This is a genomic window from Neobacillus sp. NRS-1170 (genome assembly GCF_050468025.1).
This window is the reverse complement of sequence record NZ_JBITPF010000103.1, coordinates 1-4,528: the sequence shown is the minus strand read 5'-3', so window position 1 is coordinate 4,528 and position 4,528 is coordinate 1. Positions and strand designations below refer to the sequence as shown.

The 4,528-nt window shown below is 34.5% G+C and carries 7 protein-coding genes and 1 pseudogene; 7 read left to right on the top strand and 1 reads right to left on the bottom strand.

Going from position 1 to position 4,528, the window contains the following annotated elements; translation table 11 throughout:
• The first annotated feature begins 171 nt into the window (after positions 1–171).
• The 6 genes from ACIFOT_RS31580 (at position 172) to ACIFOT_RS31555 (ending at position 2,968) form a co-directional block, all read left to right on the top strand.
• A complete protein-coding gene (locus ACIFOT_RS31580; RefSeq protein WP_430072780.1) occupies positions 172–618 on the top strand; it encodes a hypothetical protein in 447 nt (148 codons plus the stop codon).
• A gap of 349 nt (positions 619–967) precedes the next feature.
• The gene (locus ACIFOT_RS31575) at positions 968–1,321 is read left to right on the top strand and encodes a DoxX family protein (RefSeq protein WP_430072777.1); all 354 of its coding nucleotides are present in this window, start codon (positions 968–970) and stop codon (positions 1,319–1,321) included.
• Positions 1,322–1,363: 42 nt separating this feature from the next.
• Positions 1,364–1,504 (top strand): pirin family protein, encoded by a 141-nt coding sequence (locus ACIFOT_RS31570; protein ID WP_430072775.1) that lies wholly within the window; start codon positions 1,364–1,366, stop codon positions 1,502–1,504.
• A gap of 141 nt (positions 1,505–1,645) precedes the next feature.
• Complete coding sequence (locus ACIFOT_RS31565; protein ID WP_430072772.1) at positions 1,646–1,915, top strand: hypothetical protein; 270 nt, start codon at positions 1,646–1,648, stop codon at positions 1,913–1,915.
• Between the two features lie 23 nt (positions 1,916–1,938).
• Positions 1,939–2,385, top strand: coding sequence for a MarR family winged helix-turn-helix transcriptional regulator (locus ACIFOT_RS31560; RefSeq protein WP_430072769.1), 447 nt, complete (start codon positions 1,939–1,941; stop codon positions 2,383–2,385).
• Between the two features lie 31 nt (positions 2,386–2,416).
• Complete coding sequence (locus tag ACIFOT_RS31555) at positions 2,417–2,968, top strand: NADPH-dependent FMN reductase (protein ID WP_430072766.1); 552 nt, start codon at positions 2,417–2,419, stop codon at positions 2,966–2,968.
• A gap of 276 nt (positions 2,969–3,244) precedes the next feature.
• On the opposite strand, the pseudogene ACIFOT_RS31550 reads toward ACIFOT_RS31555, so the two are convergent.
• Positions 3,245–3,451, bottom strand: a pseudogene (locus tag ACIFOT_RS31550) (cupin domain-containing protein); the annotation flags it as partial.
• Between the two features lie 76 nt (positions 3,452–3,527).
• On the opposite strand from ACIFOT_RS31550, the gene ACIFOT_RS31545 reads away from it, so the two are divergent.
• Positions 3,528–4,469, top strand: a complete 942-nt coding sequence (locus ACIFOT_RS31545) for an SMI1/KNR4 family protein (RefSeq protein WP_430072763.1) — start codon at positions 3,528–3,530, stop codon at positions 4,467–4,469.
• The last annotated feature ends 59 nt before the right edge of the window (positions 4,470–4,528 follow it).

The following is a 4,528-nucleotide window of genomic DNA, read 5'->3' as shown; positions in this document are numbered from 1 at the left end:
CCCTTACCTATCTGTATTAATAATAGGATTGCTGAGGCGTTCATTTATCTTTTTAATCTAAAGTTCAGGTTCGTTTAAAAAATAGTCTGGGAGATAAGATTGTATAAGTATTAAATTACAAAATACAACCCAAAGTTCCGTGATGAAAAAAGAAGGAATCTTAAAGAAGATTTGACCGCAATTAGTGATATCGGTAAGTCTTTTGAAGGTGAGGGACTTACAATTGAAACATATAAGCAAGTTGAAGATAGCTATATTAAAGCTATACAGTTAGTAATGGATTATTTAGGAGTTCCGTATCTATTGGTAAACAATGTAATACGAAGTTTTTCCTACCAAAAATTTCTTGAGAATACGAAAGAATTTGATGAACTTTATCCTAATGACTTAATGGAGGTTTATACAAATACTTGGGATATAGAAAAAATAGATAAAGAGAAAGTAGTTCTTTTTTGCCGATTACTTTTTCGGGAAGATATTGGTTCTGATGTTTATTTCCCTCGAAAACTGAAAGTCTTTATAGGATATGATTATCTGATGGGAGTACACACTTCAAAATCAATTGATTCAATAAGACCCGCAATAGAACAGTTGGGCTTGTTTGTAGTTGAGCACTAAACAATTTAAGACCTTGGGGTACAATAACATACAGGTCTTTCTTTTTCCAATTTAGAGTTTAATTTATCAGAGGATCAGATTTGTCTTTATTTTTGTCGTCAGTTTGTAAAAAGATGTACTTAAGCTATAGGGGGCAAGGGTTAAAGAACGGGGATTGCTGCTGGGATCTTTTTTTTTGCACTACGAAGCAGGTTAGCTTAATAAGAAACAATTCGAATAGTAGATAAAAACAACCCAATATCCATAAATTGAGTTGTTTTTTTGTTGACACAAAATATGTCCTAATGTTAGGATAAAAAAGTCCTAAGATTAGGATAAATAATATTAGGGTAAAGGGAGAGAAATATAAATGACTGTTTTATCAATTATTCTCCAAGTTTTATTGGGAATAGGATTCCTAATGTTTGGATTAATAAAGTTCGGTTCAAAGCAAATGGTTGAAGGATTTAAACATTATGGGTATCCAGGATGGTTTAGAGTATTTACAGGATTAGTGGAACTTATATCGGCTGCTTTAGTTATTGCAGGTATTTGGAATGAAACATTGGCTGCTTGGGGTGGATTATTAATAGCTGTAACAATGATTGGGGCTATTTTTACTCATATTAAAATTAAAGATTCAGTCAAAAATATGATGATGCCAATCATTTTATTAATATTAGGATTAATTGTATTACTAATAAATTTTGGTTCATTGCTTTAAGCGTTCCTTTATTAATCGTCTTGGACCATTGTTTTACTGGGCGTGGGCAAATCTGAAGGTGAAAGTGGTATTGGCTTTCATCCTCATCAGGATTTTGAGATATTAACCTACTTCATAAAGGGTAGAGGTCGTCACCAAGATACTCTTGGTACGATTAACGAATTAGGTGCTTGTGGTGTTTAAGTGATGCAAGCAGGCTCAGGTGTGCAGCATGCCGAATCTATTCTTGAACGGTCAGAAGACTTTCAAATTTGGTTTGAGCCACATTAGAGCCAAGCGATAAAGCGAACACCTACTTACTCGAAATATGTCCATGAGGATTACGTGACAGATGCCAAGATGTATGATGATGAAATTGGTGCAACCTATAGCTATACTCTTTCACCAAATCGGACCCTAGCTGTTTTAGCGATTAGAGGTAATGGCGGTGTTATTGATGAATTGGAGACTTCGCTTGATAATAAGGATTTCATCATTATTCAATCAAAGAAAGTTGAAACAGTTACCATTCAGCCTAAAGGTGAAGAACTTCGGATGCTGCTAATAGAGATTCCAACTGAAATAGATTATCCTTTATATATAAAACCAAGATAACCTTAATTTTTAAAGGAGGTTTGGTGATGGAAGAACAAAGTAATCTGGATTTGAGATTGTTTCGTGTTTGGATGAAGGCTTCCAGATCTGTTGTTGCAAATATTCAGAAGGACATTGAAAGTCATAAAATTAATAATGAAAATTTTATGATTCTTGAATTGCTTTACAGCAAAGGTCCACATCCTGTCCAAAAAATTAGTGAGAAATTCTCTATTCCTAGTGGAAGTATTACCTATGTCGTAGATAAGTTAGAAAAGAAAGGTCTTGTAGAAAGACAACCAAACCCAAATGATAGAAGGGCTTCTAACGTCGTACTGACAGAAGAAGGAAGAGCATTATTTGACGAGATTTTTCCCAAACACGTTGCAACCATTTCTCAAAATTTATCATTTATCTCGAATGATGAAAAAGAACAGCTAATTGATTTATTAAAGAGAATTGGAATGGGTGCACAAAGTTTGGAAAAATAAATTTTAATAAGCTAAATAGGAGGAAAAAACAATGACAAATGAAAAATTAAATGTAGGTATTATTTTAGGGAGTACAAGACAGGGACGAGTTAGCCCACAAGTGGGAGAATGGGTTAAAGGAATTGCTGACAAACGTGGAGATGCAAACTATGAAATTGTAGATATTGCTGATTATCAATTACCTTTTTTAGGCACAACTGATGGGACTGAACCAGGAATTGCAGCTTGGAACGAAAAACTTAACAGCTTGGATGGATTCGTATTTATCGTTCAGGAATATAATCATAGTATAACAGGAGCCTTAAAAAATGCACTTGATTTCGCTCGTGAAGCCTGGAATAACAAAGCAGCAGGTATCGTTAGTTATGGTTCAACTGGCGGTGCCCGTGCAGCTGAACATTTACGAGGAATAATGGGTGAACTAATGATTGCAGATGTTCGTGTTCACCCTACACTTTCCTTATTTACCGATTTTGAAAACTATACTACTTTCAAGCCAGCTGAATTACACCTTAATAATGTAAATGCAATGCTTGACCAAGTTGTTGCTTGGAGTGGTGCATTAAAAGCTTTAAGAAAATAATCAAATATATATTGAACCGAAAAACGAATATCATATACTACCTAAAAGTAGTGTTTGATATTCGTTTTTATTTACAGTGTCAGTTTACTTGATAATAACATTGTAAATAATTGCACTTAAACTAACTGGTGCAAGTGTTTAAGAGCAAGCTGCCATTTCAGCGGCTTTTCATATTGAAGTAACTGGGCAGGTTAGTTTAGTACATCCTTAACAAAGTTATATAAAAAAACCGACCTCCACATTTGGAGGATCGGAATTATAAATATTAACTATAAATTATAATTTATTATACCATTCATCATCTACAGGTTTTAACCACTCAGTTTCTCCTGGTGTAAGAGCGAGGTGTACAAACCAACTGTCTTTTGTGGCACCGTGCCAATGTTTTACATTAGGTGGGATATTTATCACATCACCTGTTTTGAGTAATTGAGCGGGTTTCCCTTCTTCTTGATACCACCCCTCACCGAGGGTTTTTAATAATTAATATCGAAAATCACTCGTAGTTAATTTGCAATGTAGAATGTCATAATAATCCGAAAGTATTATGGAGGAAGCGATGAAGAAAGTAATAAACATGATTAAGCCAAGTTCGAAAGTGGATGGAGTGTCATTACTTGAATTGAAAAAAACAGAAAAAGCACTTGGTGCTATTTTTCCAGAAGAATACAAGGAACTTTTTTTAGAAACGAATGGAGCAAAATTTGGTGATTGGACTTTATTCCCTATTCCAACTAATGAACAATCAGCATTAACAATTGATATTGTAAAACAAAATCGAGAGAACAGACCTAATGACGTACCGAGTGATATGATTTGTATTGGAGAAAATACCAATGGTGATAAACTTTGTTACCGTATTAGGAAAAGATTTATACAAGAACTAATTTTTCTTTGGAATGATAAAACTGGAATAAGCGACTGTAAATCATCAACATTAAGCCAATTTATTGATTGGTATGTGCCGAGAGTGAATACTAATAAGCCCAAAACAGTGGGTACTTTTACTGTAGAAAGTGGAAAGTTAATTGTTACTGATCCATGTTATCAGGTGGATAAAGAAGAAGAACTGCAAATCATACTTTCAAATGTGAAAAATGGGGAATGGAGAGCATCCATATCTTACACTGATGAAGAAGTTGTTGAAAGTTTAATTGTTTTTACTGGAGAAAAGAAACCAAGTGGAAAATGGCATGATTGCGATAAATCGATTGGAGTTGATTCTGCACAAGCTGGAATCTTTGATCTTGCAGTATTCGGTAGAGATGAAGCCATCCAATATGAAGTGGAAAATGTACATAACTTAGAGATTGATGAAGTTGGATTAAGATATTATGTAGCATGCTGTGATATGGTTGCTTCAGATGCACAAGGGGGAGTTGTCCCTGGTGGTGCGGTTTCAATGTCGGGTTATGGTGACGGAATGTACGAAGTGAAAGTAAAATATAACACTTCAAAAGAGGTTGTTGGAGTGATGATTGGCTTTGGAGATGAGGAATAATGGAATGCATTCAAATATTATTTTCTGACTTTGTGAAGGATTGTACTGATATGAACGAA

Coding starts and splice junctions, on each gene's coding strand:
- ACIFOT_RS31545 (WP_430072763.1), top strand. CDS start 3,528: ATGAAGAAAGTAATAAACATGATTAAGCCAAGTTCGAAAGTGGATGGA.
- ACIFOT_RS31555 (WP_430072766.1), top strand. CDS start 2,417: ATGACAAATGAAAAATTAAATGTAGGTATTATTTTAGGGAGTACAAGA.
- ACIFOT_RS31575 (WP_430072777.1), top strand. CDS start 968: ATGACTGTTTTATCAATTATTCTCCAAGTTTTATTGGGAATAGGATTC.